Below are 21,171 nucleotides of genomic sequence, written 5' to 3'. Positions count from 1 at the left end.
GGCGGGGGCCTGTCGGGGGCCTGGGGGGTGGTCGCCATTTCCAACGGAATGGGCTCCGACCCCGGCGTTGGGCGTTATTTGTCGAAGCCCAGCAGCAGCGGGTCGTGGTCGGAGCTGCGCCACGGGCCCTGCACGTTGCGGCCCTGGTAGCCGCTGGCGTCCTGCTCGTCGGCGTTGCTGTGCCATTCGGCGGCGCCGCGCAGGCGCTTGGCCATGCCCGGGCTCAGCAGCGCGTGGTCGAGGCGGCCGGTATAGCCGTTGTAGACGTAGCTGTAGGGATGCTCGACCTTGGCGACCTTGAACGCGTCCTGCCAGCCCAGGTCATGCAGGGTGCGGATCGGGTCTTCCATCGCGTAGGCATTGAAATCGCCGAGCAGCACCGCGTCCTTGGCACCGGTACCGGTCGGGTCGGTCTGCAGCCAGGCATGCAGCTGCTGCGCCGAGGTCACGCGGGTGGCGTTCCAGCAGCCCTGGTTGTCGTTGCGGTCGGCGTCGGCACCGGCGGCGTCGCGGCAGCCCTTCGACTTGAAGTGGTTGGCCACCACCACGAACGGCGCGCCGTGCTTGCCCTGGAAGGCCTGCGCCAGCGGCACGCGGCTGTGCTCGACGAACGGGCCACCGGTCAGCGTGGCCGGCTTGCCGACCGGCTGCAGGCGCGCGCTGCGGTAGATGATGCCGACCCGGATCGGGTTGTCGCCGGGGCCGTTGCCCGCGTCGACGAAGCGCCAGTCGCCCTGCGCACCGCGGTCCCGGTTGAGCGCATCGACCAGTTCGGCGATGGCCGACTGCGGACCGTAGCCGTCGTTCTCCAGCTCCATCAGCGCGGCGACATCGGCGCCCAGCGCGTTGACCGTGGTGACCAGCTTGACCACCTGCGCCTTGTGCTCGTCCAGCGTGCGCGCGCCGCGCAGGGTCGGGAAGCCACCACCCTGGCCATCACCATTGAAGAAGTTCTCCAGGTTGAAGGCCGCCACGTGCAGGCTGCCCGGCACGGTCGGCACCGCCGGACGCTTCAGCTCCGGCAGCTTCAGCGCGCCTTCGACCTGCAGGCGTGGACGGCCCTGTGCGTCCACGCGCACGATGCCCTGCACGTTGCGCAGCTGCATGCCGGTGCGCAGCACCGGGTTGGCCGGCAGGTAGGCCACGCTGGCCGGGTCGCGGGCATCGCTGCCGTCGTCCAGCACCAGGCGGCGGCGCTGGTTGTCGGCCATCACCTGTTCGTAGCCGGCAGTACCCGGCGCGGCCACTTCGGTCGGCTGCCAGAGGCGGCCATCGAAGGCCACGGTGAGCTGGCCGAAGCGCTCCAGGCCGTCGGTACCGGCCAGGGTCAGCGGTGCGGCGATGCGCACGCGCTGGCCATCCAGCACACGCCAGTCGGCCGGCGCGGCGGTCAGCACCACGGTGGCGCTGCTGCGCGCGGTGGAGGGCGACGCGACCGGTGCGGCCTGCGGCTGGGCCTGGGCAAAGGCGCCGGCCGGCAGCAGCAGGGACAGGGCAAGGGCGAGGGAACGGCGGCGCATCGACGGGCGACTCCATGGAAGAGGCGCACAGACTAACCCTGAAATGCGAAACCCCGCCTGCGCAGCGAGGTCATCTGAGCGATCAGGCCTCGGTGGGCAAAGCCTCGGGATCGTAGGGCCGAGCCCATGCTCGGCTGCACATGGCCACGCCGCGCGGAGAGCAGCCGAGCGTGGGCTCGGCTCTACAGGAAGCGGCGCGTTGGGGCGTCTACTTCAGGTTGCCCAGCATCCAGTCCACGGTGGCGTGGATCTGTTCCTCGGTCAGCGCCGGGTTGCCGCCCTTGGGCGGCATGATGCCGCCGTCCGGGCCGGTGTAGCCCTCGATGGCGTGCTTGTAGAGGGTGTCCTTGCCCTGTGCGATGCGCTTGTCCCAGTGCGAATGGTCCAGTGTCGGCGCCATGCCCACACCGGTGGTGTGGCAGGCGGTGCACAGGTTGTCGAAGATGACCTTGCCGTCCTTGGTGCCGCCGTAGGCTACCTGCGACGCGGCCTTGGCCAGCGCGGCGGCCTTGGCGGCGGCCTGCGCGGCGGCGCCGGTGCTGCCGGCATAGACCGCGCCGGTGGGCGAGATGCGCTGTTCGGTGCGCTTGGCCGCGGTCGGCGACACCTCGGGCGGAATCCGGGTGTGGATGTAGGCGGCAAGGAGGATGAGGCCGAGGGTGATGGTCGCCAGCAGCGCGATCACCATGGAGAAGCGTTTCAGGAACTCCAGATCGTAATTCCGCACTCTTCGTTACCCCTGGCTGATAGTCGTTGGACCACGGCTGAGCGACTGCGTGATGGACCGAGTATAGAACGCGCTTTGCGTGCGACAACAGGCGTCACTGCTGGTGCGGCGCAACATGCCGGGGGCCGGGGCCAGATCCCTTTTGCCGTGCAAAAGGGATCTGGCCCCGGCAACAGAAGCAAAAGCAGTCGAGCATGGCTCGACTCTACAAAACCGGGGCGCCGATCGCGCGCAGGCAGAAGCTGCAGATCGCATCCACCAGTGCGTCTTCGTCGCGGTGTGCTTCGCGGCTGGGCGCGGTCGGACCGACCATGGCTTCGGTGAAGGCGCCGACCAGGCAGGCGGCGGCCACATGCGCGTCCTGCGCCGGCAGCTCACCGGCCGCCACGCCCTCCTCCACCAGCCGCAGGAACACGTCACCGAAGGCGCGGCGACCGCGCATGCGCTCGGCTTCCACCTCCGGGTCGACCGGTTCAACGATGAAGGCGTGCGCCAGCCCCGGCCCGGCCAGGGCGCGGCGGACGAAGGCGGTGATCGCCAGCCGCAGGCGCTCGCTGGCCACCTCCGGGCCGCTGGCGATGCGCTCCATGATCGCAACCTCGTGGGCCACGGCGGCGTTGAGCACCTCCACGAACAACTCGGCCTTGGACGGGAAGTGCCGGTAGATCAGGCCGGTGGACACCCCCGCCTGGGTCGCCACGGCGGTTACCGGAGCATTGCGCCAGCCACCGGTGGCGACCAGCTCGCGGGTGGCCAGCAGGATCCGTTCACGGGCCCCGGCCAGGCGTTCTTCCATCAGTGCAGAGCGTTTGTAGGCCATGTTTTGATTCTATTTTCAATTTTTGAATTTGTATTCACTTCTTACCCGAACCCCGCTACGCTGGGGTCCAATCGCCCGTGCGGGCAGCGGTCCTGCAGACCGCCGCCCGCTCCCCCGCCGGGTGCGTCCATTTCCTGCCATCCCGCCGTGGAGCCACCACAATGCACGTGCCATCCCTGAACTTCGACCTTGGCGAAGACATCGACCTGCTGCGCCAGAGCGTGGCCCATTTTGCCGCCGTCGAGGTCGCACCGCTGGCCGCCGAGGCCGATGCCACCAATCAGTTCCCGCTGGCCCTGTGGCCGAAGCTGGGCGAACAGGGCCTGCTCGGCCTCACCGTGGAAGAAGCATACGGCGGCACCGGCATGGGCTACCTGGCCCACGTGGTGGCGATGGAAGAGATCTCGCGTGCTTCCGGCGGCATCGGCCTGTCCTACGGCGCGCACTCCAACCTGTGCGTGAACCAGCTGCGCAAGAACGGCAACGAAGAACAGAAACAGCGCTTCCTGCCGGGCCTGTGCAACGGCAGCCTGGTCGGCGCGCTGGCGATGAGCGAGCCGGGTGCCGGTTCGGACGTGGTGTCGATGAAGCTGCGCGCCGACAAGCGCGGCGACCGCTACGTGCTCAACGGCAACAAGATGTGGATCACCAACGGCCCGGATGCCGACGTGCTGGTGGTCTATGCCAAGACCGACATGGACGCCGGCGCCAAGGGCATTACCGCGTTCCTGGTCGAGAAGGGCATGAAGGGCTTCTCCACCGCGCAGAAGCTGGACAAGCTGGGCATGCGCTCCTCGCCCACCTGCGAGCTGGTGTTCCAGGACTGCGAAGTGCCGGAAGAGAACGTGCTGGGCCAGGTCGGCGGTGGCGTGCGCGTGCTGATGTCCGGCCTGGACTACGAGCGCGTGGTGCTGTCCGGCGGCCCGCTGGGCCTGATGGCCGCGGCGATGGACGTGGTGATGCCGTACGTGCACGAGCGCCACCAGTTCGGCGAGGCGATCGGCAGCTTCCAGCTGATCCAGGGCAAGATCGCCGACATGTACGTGGGCCTGGGCGCCTGCCGTGCGTATGTCTATGCCGTGGCGCGCGCCTGCGACCAGGGCCGCACCACCCGCCAGGACGCGGCCGGCGCGATCCTGTACGCCGCCGAGAAGGCGACCTGGCTGACCGGCCAGGCCATCCAGATCCTGGGCGGTAACGGCTACATCAACGAGTATCCGACCGGCCGTTTGTGGCGTGACGCCAAGCTGTATGAAATCGGCGCCGGCACTTCGGAGATCCGCCGCATGCTGATCGGCCGCGAACTGTTCCAGCGCACCCTGTAAGGCCACCGCGATGACCGTCCTGAACAGCCAGCTGCAACCGGGCAGCGAAACGTTTGAAAGCAACCGCGCGGCCATGCAGGCCGTGGTTGACGACCTGCATGCCACGTTGGCGCGCACCGCGCTGGGCGGCAGCGAGGCCGCACGCGCCAAGCACACCGCACGCGGCAAGCTGCTGGTGCGCGACCGCATCGACGCCCTGCTCGACCCCGGCAGCGCCTTCCTGGAAATCGCACCGCTGGCCGCGCATGGCATGTACGAAGACGCCGTGCCTGCCGCCGGCGTGGTGGCCGGCATCGGCCGCGTGAGCGGCGTGGAATGCGTGATCGTGGCCAACGATGCCACGGTCAAGGGCGGCACCTACTACCCGATGACGGTGAAGAAGCACCTGCGCGCGCAGGAGATCGCCGAGCAGAACCACCTGCCGTGCATCTACCTGGTCGATTCCGGCGGCGCCTTCCTGCCGCTGCAGGACGAAGTCTTCCCCGACCGCGATCATTTCGGCCGCATCTTCTACAACCAGGCCAACCTGTCGGCGCAGGGCATTCCGCAGATCGCCTGCGTGATGGGCAGCTGCACCGCCGGTGGCGCCTACGTGCCGGCGATGAGCGATGAAACGGTGATCGTGCGCGAACAGGGCACGATCTTCCTCGGCGGCCCGCCGCTGGTGAAGGCCGCCACCGGTGAAGTGGTGACGGCCGAGGAACTGGGCGGTGCCGACGTACACACCCGCATCTCCGGCGTGGCCGACCACATGGCCGACAACGATCTGCAGGCGCTGGCACGGGTGCGCGCGATCATCGCCCAGCTGAACTGGCGCAAGCCGGAGCCGGCGATGGCGGTGCAGCCTTCCGAGGAACCGCTGCTGCCGGCGCATGAACTGTATGGGGTGATTCCCGCCGATACGCGCAAGCCCTACGACGTGCGCGAAGTGATCGCACGCCTGGTCGATGGCTCGCGTTTCGATGAGTTCAAGCCGCGCTACGGCGCAACGCTGGTCACTGGCTTTGCCCATCTGAACGGCTACCCGATCGGCATCATCGCCAACAACGGCATCCTGTTCTCCGAGTCGGCACTGAAAGGCGCGCACTTCATCGAGCTGTGCACCCAGCGCAACATCCCGCTGGTGTTCCTGCAGAACATCACCGGCTTCATGGTCGGCCGCAAGTACGAACAGGGCGGCATCGCCAAGGACGGCGCCAAGCTGGTGATGGCGGTGGCCTGCGCCAAGGTTCCCAAGTTCACCGTGGTCATCGGCGGCTCGTTCGGTGCCGGCAACTACGGCATGTGCGGCCGCGCCTATTCGCCCAACTTCCTGTGGATGTGGCCCAACGCACGCATCGGCGTGATGGGCGGCGAACAGGCCGCCAGCGTACTGGCCACGGTCAAGCGCGATGGCATCGAAGCCAAGGGCGGCCAGTGGCCGGCAGCGGAGGAAGATGCGTTCAAGGCACCGATCCGCGAGCAGTTCGAGCAGCAGGGCCACCCGTACTACGCCAGCGCGCGCCTGTGGGACGACGGCGTGATCGATCCGGCCGACACGCGCCGCGTACTGGCCCTGGCGCTGTCGGCCAGCCTCAACGCCGCCCCGCAGCAGACGCGCTTCGGCGTGTTCCGCATGTAACCCGTGCCATGACCGAGCCTGTTGCCATGTTCACCAAAGTCCTGATCGCCAATCGCGGCGAAATCGCCTGCCGCGTCATCGCCACCTGCCGCCGCCTCGGCATCGCCACCGTGGCGGTATATTCCGATGCCGACCGCAACGCGCGCCACGTGCGCCTGGCCGACGAAGCCATCCACATCGGTCCGGCCGCTGCACGTGAAAGTTACCTGCGCGGCGATGCCCTGCTCGACGCCGCACGCCTGACCGGCGCGCAGGCCATCCACCCCGGCTACGGCTTCCTCTCCGAGAATGCCGACTTCGCCGATGCCTGCGCCGCCGCCGGCATCACCTTCATCGGGCCGCCGGCCAGCGCCATCCGCGCGATGGGCGACAAGAGCGCGGCCAAGGCATTGATGGCGAAAGCCGGCGTGCCGCTGACTCCGGGCTACCACGGCGACCAGCAGGAACCGTCCTTCCTGCGCGAACAGGCCGACGCCATCGGTTACCCGGTGCTGATCAAGGCCAGCGCCGGTGGCGGTGGCAAGGGCATGCGCAAGGTCGAGCGCAGCGAGGACTTCGTCGATGCGCTGGCCAGCTGCCAGCGCGAGGCGGCCTCGGCGTTCGGCAATGACCACGTGCTGGTCGAGAAGTATGTCGAGCGCCCGCGCCATATCGAGATCCAGGTGTTCGGCGATTCCCACGGTGATGCGGTGTACCTGTTCGAGCGCGACTGCTCGGTGCAGCGCCGCCACCAGAAGGTGCTGGAAGAAGCCCCGGCGCCAGGCATGAGTGCCGAACGCCGCGCGGCGATGGGCAAGGCGGCGGTCGATGCCGCGCGCGCGGTGGGCTACGTCGGTGCCGGCACGGTGGAGTTCATCGCCGGCCCGGACGGCGATTTCTACTTCATGGAAATGAACACCCGCCTTCAGGTCGAGCACCCGGTGACCGAATACATCACCGGCACCGACCTGGTGGAATGGCAGCTGCGCGTGGCCTCGGGCTTGCCGCTGCCGCTGCGCCAGGAGCAGCTGGCGATCCACGGCCATGCCATCGAAGCACGCCTGTACGCAGAAGATGCCGACCGCGGCTTCCTGCCCTCCACCGGTACCCTGCGCCGCCTGCGCCTGCCGGCGCCGTCTGCCCATGTGCGCGTGGATACCGGCGTGGACGAAGGCGACAGCATCACCCCGTACTACGATCCGATGATTGCCAAGCTGATCGTCTGGGACGTGGACCGCGATGCCGCGCTGCGCCGCATGAGCCAGGCGCTGGCCGACTGCCAGGTAGTGGGCGTGACCACCAATGCCGGCTTCCTGCGCCGGCTGGTGAACACCGATTCGTTCGCGCACGCCAAGCTGGATACCGCGCTGATCGAACGCGAACAGGCGGCATTGAGTGCAGTGGGCGATACGGATGATGCCCTGTGGCAGCTGGCCGCCGTGGCCGCGGTTGCAAGCACTGCCGGTGCCGGCAGCGATGCGCGCGACCCGCATTCGCCGTGGCAGGCGCAGGACGGCTGGCGCCTCGGCGCATCGGCACCACGCGTGCTGCCGCTGCAGCAGGGCGATCGCCGGCACACGCTGAAGGTGTGGGCGCAGGCCGATGGCTGGCGCGTGCAACGCGATGACGCCGCGCCGGTGCAGGTGATCGGCACGGCCGATGCGCAGCACCTGACCGTGCAGCTGGGCGAGCGCCGCTGGTCACTGCAGCTGCTGCGCGACGGTGACCAGCTGTACCTGTTCGGCGCCGATGGCCAGCACCGCTTCACCCTGCATGATCCGGTGGGCGAATCGGACCACGCCGTGGCCGATGCGGGAAGCCTGCTGGCGCCGATGCCGGGCAGGATCGTTGCCACGCTGGTCGCCGCCGGTACCGAGGTCAAGCGCGGCACGCCGCTGGTGGTGCTGGAAGCGATGAAGATGGAGCACACGCTGCAGGCACCGGCGGACGGCACGGTGAAGGGTTACCGCGCCAAGGCCGGCGACCAGGTGGGTGACGGTGCAGTACTGGTGGACTTCGAGGCGGCGTGAACGCCGCGGCGGCGACCGCTCAGCGGTCGTCGCCCACCACCACCCGGCCAGCAGGATCGAATTCGGCCGTGTCCAGCGTGGCACTGCGCCAGCCCAGGCCGCAGATGGCCATCGCGCTCTGCCCGATGCCGTCGAAACCGAAGGCACGATCGACATCGGCATCGTTGATGGCTGCGGTGACGAATGCCGCCAGGCCACGCTCGGTCGCGCACAGGTACAGCAGCTGCGAGATGTGGCCGACATCCAGCGTCACCGCACGATACGCCTTGGCGTGGTTGCGGTACTTCCAGAAGCAGCGGTCGTACCGCGGTGCCAGCACCAGCAGCGCCGGTGCATCGGCGAACCACTCCTGACCGGACAGCATCCGCCGTGCCAGCGCGGGCAATGCATCGGGCGGCGGCGAGGGCAACGGCAGTACCGCGTGCTGCACGGGGTGGTAGTGGTACAGCCCGGGTACCAGCCCTTCCACGTTCTGTACCAGCAGGAAACCTTCGGTGGGATGCAGGCCGCCGCCGGAGGGCACGTTCTTCTTCAGGAACTCCGTATCACGCTCGACCTTCTGCACCGCGTGGGCCATCAGCGTGCGCTGCAGCACCTGGGCCAGCAGCGGCAATGGCAGTGCACGCTGCGGGTCGAAATTGCGGCAGGTCGTGCGCTGCGCCAGCAGCGCGTCGAACGCGGCCTCTTCGCTGCGCGGCAGCGGCTGGTAGTCGCCCTGCAGGGCTTGCACCACCGGTGGTGGCGGCCCCAGCCGCTGGCGCAGGCCGGCAGCGGTATCCAGCCCCTGGCGACGCATGTCCTCCACGCTGTCCACCGCCTGCCAGCGCGCATGGCGATGGGCCAGTGCGGCCAACGGCCACCACTGGCTGCGTCGCAATGCCTCATCACGCATCTGGTGCCCGACCTCATCCGGCGGGTCGGTCAGCACCAGCCCCTGCTCGACCAGGCGCGCCAGCATCGCCGGAGAGGTGCCGGCCGGCGGTTCGCTCCAGCGGTGCGCGCTGAGCTCGCCCAGCAGCTGGCGCTCCTCGGCGTCCACCGGCAGCGGCTGGTCCAGATGGGCGGCCAGGGCCACCCAGCTGATCTGGCTGTCCATCTCGGCCTGGCCGGCCAGCATCGCGCGCAGGTCCAGGGTGACCGACTCGCGGGGCTCGAACATCAGGCTGGCGCAGCGGCGCAGGCGCATGGGTTTCCTTCCTTCTGCCGCACAACCGGCATAGCAGCAACGACCGCGACGCGGCCAACTTTAGCGACATGCACGCCACCGCCCTCAATGGCAGGCTGTCGCGGCCGATACGAGAAACTCAACCTACGGACGATCCCCATGAGCACCCATCCCCGCCTTTCCGCCGAAGACGCCAGCACCCTGCTGGACCACCTCATCGGCAACGACGACTTCCGCAACCACTTCACCGCATCGCCGGGCAAGGCCCTGGCCTCGATCGGCCTGGACGGTGCGGTTGGCGAGAACGACTGCATGAAGATCGGCACCCTGGCTTCGGTCGAGGAGCTGCGCCGCACCCGCGATTCGCTGCATGCGTACCTGAGTGCCTCAACCGCCTCGATGACGGTGGTGTTCTGCTTCGAAGCCGACCGGATCGACGAGCGCGTCAACGCCTGAGTCCGCATCAGCGCGGCACCCGCACCGACGTCGCCTCCGTGGCGATGTCGTGCACATTCAGGGGCTGCCAGACCTGCATGGACGCCACCTCGGCAATGGCCTGACCGTGGTGCCGGGCCAGCCAGGCCTGCTCGCGGCGCACGCCGGCAGTGTCCTGCTCGGCACGCAATGCCTGCAGCAGCACAACATGGGCCTGCACCGGTTCGCTGCCATCAAAGGTGGGCTCGAGCAGGTGGCGTGCCGCTTGCGGACGCTGTTGCGCCAGTTCGGCCATCGCCAGCACAACCCGGCGCCACTTGCCCACCACAGGGCTGCGCTGCCGCTCCAGCAGTTCGCCGTGGTCACGCAGCCACTCTGCGGCCAGCGCATGCTGGCCCTGGCGCTGGGCCAGATAGGTCAGGGCCAGCAGCTGCAGACTGCGGCTACCCACGGCGGAGTCGTCGTTCTTCCGCAGCAGCGGTCGCAGCATGGCGGCGATGGATTCAAGCTCCTTCGCATCGCCGGCCGTGCACAACGTGGTCACGGTGGCGTGTTGCAGGCGCTGATGGATCTGGTAGTCGATCAGATCCGGTGCCGGGCCATCCGCAGCGATCGCGGCATGCAGGCTGCTGCAATCACGCTGCTCCGCAGCCACCAGCAGGTTTGCCCGCAGGCGCATGCGCTGTTGCAGGTCATCCCCCCGCGGCAACCGCATCAACAGCTGCTGTGCCTGTGCGTCCAGGCCCTGCGCAACCAGCACGTCCACATCCAGGTCGTCGGCCTCGTCATTGCCGCGCAGCATCTGTGCCTGGTGCAAGGTGCGCATTGCCTGCTGCGGCTGGCCGAGGCCCAACTGTGCCCGCGCCAGATGGATCATCGGATACAGCCGCAACGGGTCCTGAGGCACAGTCGCGGCGCGCGCGTAGGGCGCGGCCTCGGCGAAGCGATTGTCCTGCAGCAGCCCCCAGGAGGTATTGGACAGTCCCGCAAACGAATCCGGATAGATCTTGGCCAATGCACGCCACTGTTCCAGCGGCCAGCCACCGGGTTCCAGTTCGGCCTGCCAGCCCTTCAGGTACAGGCGCTCACGCGCGGGCAAACGCTGCTGCTGGGCGAGCGCGTGCTCCAGCGCGTCACGCGCGTCCGCGACCTGCGCGGTGCGGGCCAGCAGCTTGGCCACGCCCATGTAGGCCAGGGCGAAACCGGGATCGATATCGATCGCCGCCTGGTAGAGGTTGCGTGCTTCTTCGAAGCGACGCTGGCCCAGTGCGCTTTCGGCCAGGGCAAACGCACGCAGTGCGCGCAGGTCCTGGGTCGATGCCCGCGGCAGCGGCAACGACTGTTCCAGGCTCGCCACCGATTCGCCCAGTCCGCGCCGCAGGCGCCCGACCACGTCGTCCACCGCGAACACCATCTGATCGGATCGATCCACGGTGGCGGTGAACGTCTGGATCACCTGGCCGGTGCCGGGTGCGGCGACGTCGATGGCCAGCTCATAGCCACCAATCTTCTGCCGCACGGTCGGCAACAACACGGCGCGCGCACCCTCCCGCACCGCCACCTCGGCCGCGGTATCGCGGTTGAGCCGGGTATCGCCCGAGAGCCGCGCCATTTCCAGGCTCTCGCGGATCTTGCCCTCCGACAGCACGTTCACGTAACGCGACTGCTCCAGCGCAATCCGGATGGCGTGCCGCATCGAGTCGTCGAAGATCGGGTCGCCAGTGAGGTTGTCGACATCGCCGAGCACCACCCAGTCGCGCTCGGCGAACGCGATCGCCGGTTCCGGTCGCAGCAGCAGCCAGCCGCCGAGCACCGCCACCGTCAGTACCAGACCTTCGGCGGCCAGCACCAGCGGCTGCCGCCACAGCGGCAGGTCACGGCGCGCCTTGGCATTGGCACGCGGCATGCGCAACGGCGCCGCACCGATCTCGCCCACTTCGATCACTTCCTGCACCACCGGCACGCCCTTGAAGCGCCAGCGCCCGTGCGACTTCCACAGCAGGCGCGGGCCGCGCTCGCCCAACGCATCGGTGGCGCGGCGCGTCAGTGATTCGGCGACGGCCGACAACAGGATCTGGCCAGGCCGTGCCAGCATCATCAGGCGCGCCGCCATCGGCTTGGCCAGCCCTTCCACTTCCATCGACTTGGCGCCGGCGCGCACCGCTTCGGGACTGTTGTCCCAGGTCAGTACGTCACCCACATGCAGGCCGGCACGTGCGCGCAGTTCAATCGAACGCTGCTGGCCCAGCGTGTGCAGTTCGCACTGGTAGTCCAGCGCGAAACCGAGCGCATCGATGGCGCGCTCGAACAGCATGAACAGACCGTCGGAGCGATCGATCAGCTGGCCATTCCAGCGGTGCTGCAACACCAGCACCAGGCGGTCGTGTTCCTGGAACAGGCTCGCGGCCGCGACGTCGCCGATCCGCTCGACCAGCTGCAGCGAATCACACAGATCGGTGAACAGCAGGGCGCGTAGCTGGGGGCTATGCGGGGCTGACGTTCCGTTGTCGCCATTCATCGCCTGCATCTCCCTATGGGCCGTCCGGAGCATCCACCCAGCGCAGGCAGTTGCCGCCATCGCGCTTGGCCTGGTACAGCGCGCGGTCCGCACTGGCATACCACTCGCTCCAGCCGGCCTCCGGCGCCAGCAGGCTGGCACCGATGCTGACCAGGCTGACATGCGGCGTGCCATGACTGCGTTCGAGCAGGCCATGCACCGCGCTGAGGATGAACTCGGCCGCGTGCTGCACGATCTCGTGATTGCCACGGCGCAGGATCAGGCAGAACTCATCGCCGCCGAGGCGGCAGGCCAGGTCCTGCTCACCGGCCATCGAGCGCAGGATGTTGCCCATGCTCTGCAGCACACGGTCGCCGGCCTGGTGGCCGTGACGATCATTGATCTGCTTGAAGCGGTCGCAGTCGATCAGCAGCAGGGCCTGCGGCAACCCGTCACCGTCGGCGCGGCACTCCTGCAGGTACAGGGTCAGGCCACGGCGGTTGTGCAGCCCGGTCAGTTCATCGGTACGCACCAGCTCACGGGTGTGGGTCAGCTGATGGGTGGTGATGTACAGATTGTCCAGCGCGGTTTCCAGATCATGGTTGCGCCGGCGCAGCTGGCTGATCAGGGCCTGCTCGTTGGTCAGCACGCGCATGATCGTGCGCCGCAGGAAGTAGGCGACCAGGCCGGGATCGGATTCCACCAGGCGATGGAAATCGGCCGGGCCCAGCTCCAGTACTTCGCAGTCGGCCAGCGCGCGTGCACTGGCGCTGCGCAGGTGATCACCGACCAGCAGGCCAAGCTCACCGAAGAACTCATGCTGGCCGAGCGTCTTGATCACCAGGTCCTCGCCGAAGTCCAGTTCGATCTGGCCCTGGAGGATCACATACATCCGTTCGCCGCGATGGCCACGCTGGAACAACCACTGTCCGGCATGAAGCTTGCATGGACGGGCAAATCTGGCGAACAATGCCACCTCGGCAGCGGACAGCAGCGCGTGCACGATCTCGGCCATCGCCACCCGGGCGATACCTGACGTCACATCACTGTTCTCGGCCGCACCCCTGCCGGTCATTCCCTGCACCCGCCGCCAGCGTCCCCTGGTGAGCCGCGGAGCATAGCACCGCTTTAAAGTGTGCGCCCTATCTCATTTTGACCCTTCTGCCGATCTTGATTGATGTGAAGATCGATGGTGGCCCGTTCTGGTCACGGGTGTCCGGGCAAAACCCCTGCTGGATCAATCCGATGCCGGGTTTCACAGGGTTTCGGCCAAGTTGCCGGCACACGGGGTGCGCCTGATTGACGCTGCCTGCTGGCCGCGCCTTTGCATCGATACAACAACGCCGGCAGGTCCCCCGACCGGCCGGCGTTGTCTGGCCCTTCCCTGGCCACCCTGATCGCTCTGAGGCCCGGTAGTGCCGGCCGCTGGCCGGCAACCATCTGGACCTCGGGAACATCGACGGGTTGCCGGCCAGCGGCCGGCACTACCGCATCACGCAGCGCGTTCGCTGCGCCCGCCGTGGAACTGCTCTTCCTCGGTCGAGCCGGTCAGCGCGGTGGTCGACGACTGGCCCTGCTGGATCGCCTGGGTCACCGCGTCGAAGTAGCCGGTACCGACCTCGCGCTGGTGCTTGACCGCAGTGAAGCCACGCTCGGCCGCTTCGAACTCGGCTTCCTGCAGCTCCACGAACGCGCTCATCTGGCGGCGTGCATAGCCGTGGGCCAGGTTGAACATGCCGTAGTTCAGCGCATGGAAGCCGGCCAAGGTGATGAACTGGAACTTGTAGCCGTAGCTGCCCAGCTCGCGCTGGAACTTCGCGATGGTGGCGTCGTCCAGGTTCTTCTTCCAGTTGAAGCTGGGCGAGCAGTTGTAGGCCAGCAGCTTGCCCGGGAACTTCGCATGGATCGCCTCGGCGAACTTGCGTGCGAATTCCAGATCCGGCTTGCCGGTCTCGCACCACACCAGGTCGGCGTAGGGTGCATAGGCCAGGCCACGGCTGATCGCCTGGTCCAGGCCATTGCGGGTCTTGTAGAAGCCTTCGACGGTGCGCTCACCGGTGGTGAACGGCTTGTCGTTGCCGTCGATGTCACTGGTCAGCAGATCCGCTGCTTCGGCATCGGTGCGCGCGACCAGCAGGGTCGGCACGCCCAGCACGTCGGCGGCCAGGCGCGCCGCGTTGAGCTTCTCGATCGCCTCACGGGTCGGCACCAGCACCTTGCCGCCCATGTGGCCGCACTTCTTCACCGAGGCCAGCTGATCCTCGAAATGCACGCCGGCGGCACCGGCCTCGATCATCGCCTTCATCAGTTCGAAGGCATTGAGCACGCCACCGAAACCGGCTTCTGCATCGGCCACGATCGGCTGCAGGAAGTCGATGTCATCCTTGCCTTCGGCATGGTGCAGCTGGTCGGCGCGCAGCAGCGTGTTGTTGATGCGCTTGACCACTGCCGGCACCGAATCGGCCGGGTACAGCGACTGGTCCGGGTACATCTGGCCGGCCAGGTTGGCGTCGGCCGCCACCTGCCAGCCGGACAGGTAGATGGCCTTCAGGCCAGCCTTGACCTGCTGCATGGCCTGGTTGCCGGTCAGCGCACCCAGCGCGTTGACGAACTCGCGCTCATGCAGCGACGCCCACAGCTTCTCCGCACCCAGGCGGGCCAGTGAATGCTCGATGTGGACGGTGCCGCGCAGGCGCACCACGTCGGCGGCGCTGTAGTTGCGCTGGATGCCTTCCCAACGCGGGTTGGTATCCCAGTCGTGCTGGATCTGTTCGGCAGTGGGCAGCTTGCTCATGTCTTTCTCCAGTTCGGTTCGTGCGTGCAGCGGGGAGGGAAACGGCCGGTTTGCGGGCAGTCGGTCAGTCGATGCGCGCGTAGGCCGGCAGGGTCAGGAAATCGGTCAGTTCGTCGCTGCGGCTCAGTTCGCCGAGCAGGGCGATGGCTTCGCTGATGCGCGCACCACCAGGCAGCGCGGCGGTATCGCCCAGCCGTGCCGGCAGCTGCGAGAGGGTGGAATCCAGCAGCGCCAGATCGATCGCAGTGCCATCGTCCAGCTGCTGGCCCGGTGTGTGCAGCCACTGCCACAGCTGGCTGCGGCTGATCTCGGCGGTGGCCGCGTCCTCCATCAGGTGATGGATCGGCACGCAGCCGTTGCCATCCAGCCACGCCGCCAGATAGCGTACGCAGACTTCCACGTTGCCCTCGAAGCCGGCGCGGGTGATGGTTCCTGGCGGCCGCGCGATCAGTTCGTCGCGGCCGACGCGCACATCCTGGCGCAGCACGCTGTGCTGGTTCGCACCGGGCATGTGTTCGTCGAAGATGGCCATCGCCACCGGAATCAGCGCCGGATGCGCAACCCAGGTGCCGTCATGGCCGGCGGTGACTTCGCGCAGCTTGTCGGCGCGCACCCGGGCCATCGCCTGTTCGTTGGCGGCGGCATCGTTGTTGATCGGGATCTGCGCGGCCATGCCGCCCATCGCATGCGCACCGCGGCGGTGGCAGGTCTGGATCAGCAGTTCCGAATACGCCTTCAGGAACGGCTGGGTCATGGTCACCTGGCCGCGTTCGGGCAGCACGCGGTCGGCGTGGCGGCGGAAGGTCTTCAGGTACGAGAAGATGTAATCCCAGCGCCCGCAGTTCAGGCCGACGATGCGGTCACGCAGTGCGTGCAGGATCTCGTCCATCTCGAACACCGCCGGCAGCGTTTCGATCAGCACGGTCACCTTGATCTGGCCGTGCGGCATTCCGAGCATGCCTTCGATGTGCGACAGCGCGGTCTCCCACAGCGCCGCCTCTTCCATGCTCTGCAGCTTGGGCAGGTAGAAGTACGGGCCGCGGTCCTTGGCCTGCAGGGTGCGGGCGTTGTGGAAGGCGAACACCGCCGCGTCGAACAGGCCGCCGGCGATGAACTGGCCATCGATGCGCACGTGCTTCTCGTCCAGATGCCAGCCGCGCGGGCGCACGATCAGCACGGCCTGTTCGTCGTACGGGCGCAGGGTGTAGTGCTTGCCATTGGCGGCGGTGAATTCCAGATCACCACGCACCGCCGCCGCCAGCGACTGCTGGCCGGCCAGCAGATTGCGCCAGGTCGGCGAGGTCGAATCCTCGAAGTCGGCCATGAACACCTTGGCACCCGAGTTCAGCGCGTTGATGACCATCTTCGGGTCGGTCGGGCCGGTGATCTCGACGCGGCGGTCCTGCAGCGCGGCCGGCAGCGGCGCGACGGTCCAGTCGCCGCTACGGATCGCGAGGGTGTCTTCACGGAAGTCCGGCAGGCCGCCCTGGTCGAAGAACGCCTGGCGCTCGCGGCGGGCCTGCAGCCGTGCCTGCCGGCCCGGTTCCACCGCACGGTGCAGCGACACCAGCAGGGCCAGCAGCGGCGCCGGCAGCACGGTGTCCTGGCCGGCCACGCGGGTCGCCAGGGCGATGCCGGGGGTGGCCTTGCTGGCAGGGGTGGGAACAGCGGAAGCGACGGCGGACATGGGGCAACTCCAGCGGTGGGGGAACGCCTCCACGGTGCCGCCCGGGCCGAGTATTTGGCAAAACAGTTTTTGCAATGCTCTACATAAGTTGTGCTAATACTTGTAACGCCATGACCACGCGCCCCTCACCAAGTCCGCGTTTTTCCTACAAATCCGACCGGTTGAAGCCGCTGCGCGCGTTCTGCCAGACGGTGCGCCTGGGCTCGGTCTCACGGGCGGCTGAGGCACTTTTCGTCAGCCAGCCGGCCATCAGCCTGCAGTTGCAGGCGCTGGAACGGGAGCTGGGGGTGCCGTTGTTCGAGCGCAGCGGGCGGCGCCTGGTGCCCAGCCGCGAGGGCCAGCTGCTGTACGAAATGGCACAGCCGCTGGTGGAGAACCTGGACGGGCTGGAGGCGCGGTTCCGCGACAAGGTGCGTGGCCTGGACGCGGGCGAGCTGAACATCGCCGCCAACAGCTCGACCATCCTGTACCTGCTGCCGAAGATCGTCGAACGCTTCCGCCTGCATCATCCGGACGTGCGCCTGACCCTGCACAACGCGATCAGCGCCGACGGCACCGACCTGCTGCGCGAGGATGCCGCCGACCTGGCGATCGGTTCGATGACCGATGTGCCGGCCGACCTCAGCTACGCGCCGGCCTACCGTTTCGAGCAGGTGCTGATCGCCCCGCATGACCATCCTCTGGCCAGCGGAGGCGAACTGGAACTGGCCGACATCGCGCGCTATCCGCTGGTGCTGCCACCGAAGCGGCAGATCACCTACCGGCTGGTCGACCAGGTGTTCCAGCGCCACCGCATCGCCTACACCGTGGCGCTGGAGGTGGGCGGCTGGGAAGTGATCAAACAGTACGTGGCGATGGGCATGGGCATTTCCATCGTGCCGGCGTTGTGCCTGAACGAGGCCGACCGCGAGCGGCTGGCGGCGCGGTCGATGAAGCGCTGGTTCCCGGAGCGCAGTTACGGGGTGATCGTGCGCCGGGGCAAGGCACTGTCGGCGCAGGCGCGGGCGTTCATCGAGCTGATCCAGCCGGAGTTGTTCAGCCCGCGCGATTACGACCAGAGCGGGCATTCGGAGCGGTGAGGGGTGTTCGGCAGGGCTGCGCCCTGCACCTGCCGAATCAACGTCAACGGCAAAAGCGGGCATTGCATGGGAAGGCTTGGCGGTGTGGGTGGGCAGGACACGCCGTAAACCCTTCCATGGGGGCTCGATGGCGCCATCCATGGCGCCAACGGTCCTGCCCCGCCACACCGCCCCACCTCTGACAGTTGGTCGCTGCTGTTGGTGGGTGCCGACCGTTGGTCGGCACGGGGTCGGATCCCGTTGCTACGCAACGGGCTCTGACCCCATCTCTGATTCATTTCCGGCTGGCGATGCATAGACTGGGCGCATGTCCATCGAACTCCGTCACCTGCGTTACTTCCTTGCCGTTGCCGATACGCTGCACTTCGGCCAGGCGGCCGAGCGGCTGGGCATGTCACAGCCGCCGCTCAGCCAGCAGATCCGGCAGCTGGAGGAACTGATCGGTGCGCGGTTGTTCGTGCGCAGCCATCGTCGTGTGCAGCTGACGCCTGCCGGTGAGCTGCTGCAGGAGCGTGCACGCGCCATCGTGCAGCAAGTGGAAACGGCGGTGGATGAGGTGCAGCGCGCGCAGCGCGGCGAGCAGGGTGAGCTGCACATCGGCCTGACCCGGGCCACGCCGCTGTCGCCGCAGATTCCGCGTTCGATCCTGCGCTACCGCCAGCAGTACCCGCAGGTGCGCCTGCAGCTGAGCGAGATGAACACGCTGCAGCAGATCGATGCGCTGCTCGACGGTTCACTGGACGTGGGCATCATCCGCAAGCGCGCGTTGCCGCCGGAACTGGTGGCGCACAGCCTGTTCGTCGACCCGCTGGCGTTGATCGTGCATGCCGACCACCCCGCCCTGCGCAAACTGTCGAAACAAGGAACGCTGTCGCTGCGCGACTTCGCGCAGGAGCCGTTCGTGGCATTTCGCCGCAGCGCGGGTGCGGGCATCCATGACCACATGATCGCGTTGTGTGCGGCTGCCGGATTCACGCCACGCATCGTGCAGGAGGCGGGTGAAGCCTCGACGCTGATCAGTCTGGCCGCCGCGGGCCTGGGCGCAGCCATCCTGCCGTCGTCGTGCGATCACATCCGGGTGGAAGGATCGCGCTTCGTGGCACTGGCCGATGCTGGCGCGCATTCGGAAGTGCAGCTGGCCTGGCATCGCGAACGGGTGACGCCGCTGATCCGCAACTTCGCTGGGCTGCTGCGCGGGGCGTTCGTGGAGGGCTGAGCGTGCAACCCACCGGGTAGTAGCCAACCTTGGTTGGCCCACGACCACAGCGCCGACCAAGGTCGGCCTCTACCAGAGTAGGATCACGCCGTCACCGGCTGCGGGGCGCGCTGCTGCAGCGCCCAGACAATGCCACCGCCGATCAGGGTCAGCACGGCGGCGAACAGGCACACACCCAGCCAGTCCCACGCCGCATAGGCCAGGCCGCCTAAAGCACCGAGCACACTCGAACCCAGGTAATAGGCAAACAGGTACAGCGCCGAGGCTTCCGCGCGCATCGTGCCGGCACGGCTGCCAACCCAGCTGCTGGCTACCGAGTGACCGCCGAAGAAGCCGAACGTCACCAGCGCGATGCCGAGTGCCATTGTGCTCAGCCAAGGCAGTGCCAGCAGCGCGATGCCGGCGCCGATCAGTGCGAACGAGATCGACAGGATGCGACCGCGGCCGTAGCGCGTGGCCTGCTGGCCCATCCACGCCGAGCTGAAGGTGCCCACCAGGTACACGCTGAAGATCAGCCCGACCACGGTCTGGCTGAGGTGGTACGGCGGCGCCAGCAGGTGGTAGCCCAGGTAGTTGTAGAGGGTGACGAACACGCCCATCAGCACGAACGAGGTGGCGAACAGCCACGGCAGCCCCGGGTCGGCGAACAGCGTGCGCCAGCGCGACGGCAACTGGCGCAGGCCGTCACGGCGGGGATGGAAATGGCGCGACGGCGGCAGCTGCAGCCACAGCAGCACGGTGCTGGCCACCGCGATGATCGAGACCACGCCGATGCCCCAGCGCCAGCCCCAGTGGTCAGCGATGATGCCGGCCAGCAGGCGCCCGCTCATGCCACCAATGGCATTGCCGCCGATGTACAGGCCCATCGCCAGGCCCAGCGCGCGGCTGTCCATTTCCTCGACCAGGTAGGTCATCGCTACCGCCGGCACGCCGCTCAGCGCCAGGCCGAGCAGGGTGCGCAGCACCAGCAGCGTGGTCCAGTCATCCACCAACGCCGTGCTCAGCGACAGCATGGCCGAGGCCAGCAGCGCAGCGATCATCAACGGGCGACGGCCGACCGCGTCGGACAGCAGGCCGGCCAGCAGCATGGCCACCGCCAGCGTGCCGGTGGTCAGCGACAGCGACATCGCGCTGCCGGCGGCGGACACGCCGAAGTGGCGGCTGAATTCGGGCAGCAGCGGCTGCACCGTGTACAGCAGGCCGAAGGTGGAGAAGCCGGCCAGGAACAGCGCCAGCGCGGTGCGGCGGAAGGCCGGTGTGCCCTGCTGGATGCGGGTCTCGGCGTCTGAGTCGACGGTGTGGGGGCGGCGTTCGACGGCCACCGTGGTTTCGCCAGTCATGGAGTCAACGGGCCGGTGGGGACGGCCGGGCGTGGGAGGGAACGGGCCTCAGACTAGGCCCGTCCATCCAGTCGATCCATAACCTGATAGGTCAGGATTGATATACAGGAAGTATCAATTCAGCTTACAGGCGCTGCCACTCGAAGCCGGCGCCCCGGCGGTAATACACCGCCACGGCGCGGCCGTAGACCTTGTCGGCGTCGACGAAGCCGAAGAAGCGGCCATCGAAGCTGTTGCCACGGTGGTCACCCAGCACCAGCACCTTGCCGTCCGGCACCACCAGGTCGGCGATGTCCGGGCCGCCCCCCATGTCCAGATCGAGGCTGGCACGGCGTTCACCGAAGGCTTCCACATCTTGCAGGTTCGCGGTCTGCAGCGGTTGGCCGTTGATGCTCAGGTGCCCTTCGTGCAGCTGCACATGGTCACCGGCCACCGCGGCCACCCGCTTGATCAGGCGGGTGCCGTCGGCGGGCGAATCGAACACCGCCACTTCGCCGCGCTGCGGTGTGCCGGTGGACACCAGTTCCTTGCTGGTGAACGGCAGGCGCAGGCCATAGGCACGCATGTCCACCACCACCCGGTCGCCGGGCTGCAGGGTCGGCTGCATCGAGCCGCTGGGCACCACGTAGTGGTTGGCGAGGGTATCGCGGGCGGCGGCGAGCAGGCCGAGCATCACCAGCAACGGCAGCGCCTCCTTCTTCAGCCAGGCCAGCGCGCGTTCGGAAAAGGGAGGGCGGGCAACAGCGTCCATGACAGGCTCCGGGTAAGTGGTAGCTGCATCAGACCACATCCGGGCCGAAGAGGTTCCCGCGCCGGCGTCCTGTAGAGCCGAGCCCACGCTCGGCTTGCGCTTCGCGCTTCGGTTGCCCACAGCCGAGCGTGGGCTCGGCTCTACAGGAAGGGTTACGCAGGTTTTACACCCCGGCCCGGCCGCGG

16 protein-coding genes are annotated in these 21,171 nt (G+C 67.8%); 6 read left to right on the top strand and 10 right to left on the bottom strand.

Annotated features, from left to right (window positions below):
* Positions 1–74: 74 nt before the first annotated feature.
* The 3 genes from AC13FN_RS15935 to AC13FN_RS15925 form a co-directional block, all read right to left on the bottom strand.
* Positions 75–1,520 (bottom strand): ExeM/NucH family extracellular endonuclease, encoded by a 1,446-nt coding sequence (locus tag AC13FN_RS15935; RefSeq protein ID WP_197579872.1) that lies wholly within the window; start codon positions 1,518–1,520, stop codon positions 75–77.
* A gap of 208 nt (positions 1,521–1,728) precedes the next feature.
* Complete coding sequence (locus tag AC13FN_RS15930) at positions 1,729–2,247, bottom strand: c-type cytochrome (protein WP_005407662.1); 519 nt, start codon at positions 2,245–2,247, stop codon at positions 1,729–1,731.
* 205 nt (positions 2,248–2,452) lie between these two features.
* Positions 2,453–3,067: a TetR/AcrR family transcriptional regulator gene (locus AC13FN_RS15925; RefSeq protein ID WP_049435473.1), complete on the bottom strand. Its 615-nt coding sequence runs from the start codon at positions 3,065–3,067 to the stop codon at positions 2,453–2,455.
* A gap of 161 nt (positions 3,068–3,228) precedes the next feature.
* On the opposite strand from AC13FN_RS15925, the gene AC13FN_RS15920 reads away from it, so the two are divergent.
* The 3 genes from AC13FN_RS15920 to AC13FN_RS15910 are packed head-to-tail and all read left to right on the top strand — an operon-like array spanning position 3,229 to position 8,022.
* Positions 3,229–4,392 (top strand): isovaleryl-CoA dehydrogenase, encoded by a 1,164-nt coding sequence (locus AC13FN_RS15920; protein WP_482984357.1) that lies wholly within the window; start codon positions 3,229–3,231, stop codon positions 4,390–4,392.
* A 10-nt stretch (positions 4,393–4,402) separates the two neighbouring features.
* Positions 4,403–6,013, top strand: coding sequence for a carboxyl transferase domain-containing protein (locus AC13FN_RS15915; RefSeq protein ID WP_111101760.1), 1,611 nt, complete (start codon positions 4,403–4,405; stop codon positions 6,011–6,013).
* Positions 6,014–6,021: 8 nt separating this feature from the next.
* Complete coding sequence (locus AC13FN_RS15910) at positions 6,022–8,022, top strand: acetyl/propionyl/methylcrotonyl-CoA carboxylase subunit alpha (RefSeq protein ID WP_482984358.1); 2,001 nt, start codon at positions 6,022–6,024, stop codon at positions 8,020–8,022.
* A gap of 19 nt (positions 8,023–8,041) precedes the next feature.
* On the opposite strand, the gene AC13FN_RS15905 is transcribed toward AC13FN_RS15910, so the two are convergent.
* On the bottom strand, positions 8,042–9,208 hold the full coding sequence (locus AC13FN_RS15905) for a putative peptide maturation dehydrogenase (protein ID WP_191863735.1): 1,167 nt from the start codon (positions 9,206–9,208) through the stop codon (positions 8,042–8,044).
* A gap of 138 nt (positions 9,209–9,346) precedes the next feature.
* Between AC13FN_RS15905 and AC13FN_RS15900 the strand changes: the two genes are divergently transcribed.
* A complete protein-coding gene (locus AC13FN_RS15900) occupies positions 9,347–9,643 on the top strand; it encodes an NHLP-related RiPP peptide (protein ID WP_010487062.1) in 297 nt (98 codons plus the stop codon).
* 7 nt (positions 9,644–9,650) lie between these two features.
* Here AC13FN_RS15900 and AC13FN_RS15895 read toward each other — a convergent pair whose 3' ends face one another.
* From AC13FN_RS15895 to aceB, 4 genes are all read right to left on the bottom strand, one after another.
* Complete coding sequence (locus AC13FN_RS15895) at positions 9,651–12,149, bottom strand: putative peptide modification system cyclase (RefSeq protein WP_478413170.1); 2,499 nt, start codon at positions 12,147–12,149, stop codon at positions 9,651–9,653.
* Positions 12,150–12,153: 4 nt separating this feature from the next.
* Positions 12,154–13,194: a GGDEF domain-containing protein gene (locus AC13FN_RS15890; protein WP_019337655.1), complete on the bottom strand. Its 1,041-nt coding sequence runs from the start codon at positions 13,192–13,194 to the stop codon at positions 12,154–12,156.
* Between the two features lie 417 nt (positions 13,195–13,611).
* The gene (gene aceA, locus AC13FN_RS15885; protein WP_019661879.1) at positions 13,612–14,913 is read right to left on the bottom strand and encodes an isocitrate lyase; all 1,302 of its coding nucleotides are present in this window, start codon (positions 14,911–14,913) and stop codon (positions 13,612–13,614) included.
* 64 nt (positions 14,914–14,977) lie between these two features.
* The gene (aceB, locus tag AC13FN_RS15880; RefSeq protein ID WP_329922769.1) at positions 14,978–16,600 is read right to left on the bottom strand and encodes a malate synthase A; all 1,623 of its coding nucleotides are present in this window, start codon (positions 16,598–16,600) and stop codon (positions 14,978–14,980) included.
* Positions 16,601–16,710: 110 nt separating this feature from the next.
* Between aceB and AC13FN_RS15875 the strand changes: the two genes are divergently transcribed.
* Positions 16,711–17,679, top strand: coding sequence for a LysR family transcriptional regulator (locus AC13FN_RS15875; protein ID WP_024956234.1), 969 nt, complete (start codon positions 16,711–16,713; stop codon positions 17,677–17,679).
* A 307-nt stretch (positions 17,680–17,986) separates the two neighbouring features.
* The gene (locus AC13FN_RS15870; RefSeq protein ID WP_049435461.1) at positions 17,987–18,895 is read left to right on the top strand and encodes a LysR substrate-binding domain-containing protein; all 909 of its coding nucleotides are present in this window, start codon (positions 17,987–17,989) and stop codon (positions 18,893–18,895) included.
* 83 nt (positions 18,896–18,978) lie between these two features.
* Here the strand turns inward: AC13FN_RS15870 and AC13FN_RS15865 are convergent, their stop codons facing one another.
* Both AC13FN_RS15865 and lepB read right to left on the bottom strand, forming a co-directional pair.
* On the bottom strand, positions 18,979–20,235 hold the full coding sequence (locus tag AC13FN_RS15865; RefSeq protein ID WP_049435460.1) for an MFS transporter: 1,257 nt from the start codon (positions 20,233–20,235) through the stop codon (positions 18,979–18,981).
* Positions 20,236–20,359: 124 nt separating this feature from the next.
* The gene (gene lepB / locus AC13FN_RS15860; RefSeq protein ID WP_482984359.1) at positions 20,360–20,986 is read right to left on the bottom strand and encodes a signal peptidase I; all 627 of its coding nucleotides are present in this window, start codon (positions 20,984–20,986) and stop codon (positions 20,360–20,362) included.
* Positions 20,987–21,171: the final 185 nt, after the last annotated feature.

The sequence above is a fragment of the Stenotrophomonas sp. 115C5 genome (assembly GCF_056861055.1).
The sequence above is the reverse complement of the archived record's forward strand: the minus strand, read 5'-3'. Positions and strand labels throughout refer to the sequence as shown.